This is a genomic window from Paenibacillus sp. OT2-17, assembly GCF_009827695.1.
GTDB classification, from domain to species: Bacteria; Bacillota; Bacilli; order Paenibacillales; family Paenibacillaceae; genus Paenibacillus; species Paenibacillus polymyxa_B.
The window spans coordinates 1-776 of sequence record NZ_WUDQ01000967.1 but is presented as its reverse complement, the minus strand read 5'-3'; the positions used below and the strand labels follow the sequence as shown (position 1 = coordinate 776).

Annotated in this window: 1 protein-coding gene; it reads left to right on the top strand. The window is 50.3% G+C overall.

Annotation, left to right across the window (positions count from 1 at the left end):
* Positions 1 to 776, top strand: a 776-nt coding sequence (locus GRP75_RS28510; protein WP_160791059.1) for a condensation domain-containing protein, incomplete at both ends; no start/stop codon positions are given.

Genomic DNA, 776 nt, shown 5'->3' with positions numbered 1-776 from the left:
ATACGGAACTGGAGAGCCTGGTAGGTGTCTTCATCAACACGCTGGCAATCCGCAATTATCCGTCTGGCGACCAATCGTTCCTGGATTATCTGCAAGAGGTGAAGGAGCATGCGCTCAGTGCTTATGAGCATCAGGACTATCCTTTTGAAGAGCTGGTTGAAAAGCTGAATTTGACGCGGGATACGAGCCGAAATGCGCTGTTTGACACGATGTTTGAGTTGAAAACATTGGAGCAACAGGAGTTCCAGCTGGAAGGTCTGACCTTACATTCATATCCGCTGGAAAATAATACGGCCAAATTTGATCTGAGCTTGGATGCAATAGAGCAGCCAGAAGGTATTCTGTGCAGTCTGGAATACAGCACGGCGCTGTACAAGCCTGAGACTATTGCGCGATTGGCGCAGCATTTTACCGAACTCGTACGTGCAATTACACTGCATCCACAACAGCCACTGGCAACTTTGGAGATGGTACCTGCCGAGGAAAAAGCACAAATCATCCATGGATTTGGAAATGTGGGGGTATCGGATGTTGCTGCTGTTGAAGCAGAAGCCTTATTCCATACCTTTGTGGAAGAACAGGCACAGCTTGTGCCGGATCACGTGGCGGTGGTGTACGAGGAGCAGCAGCTTACGTACCGGAAACTGAACGAGCGTGCGAACCAATTGGCGCGTAGATTGCGGAATGAAGGCATTGGACGCGAGTCGATTGTCGGCATTTTGAGTGAGCGTTCGGTGGACATGCTGGTCGGCGTATTGGCGGTATGGAAAGCTGGA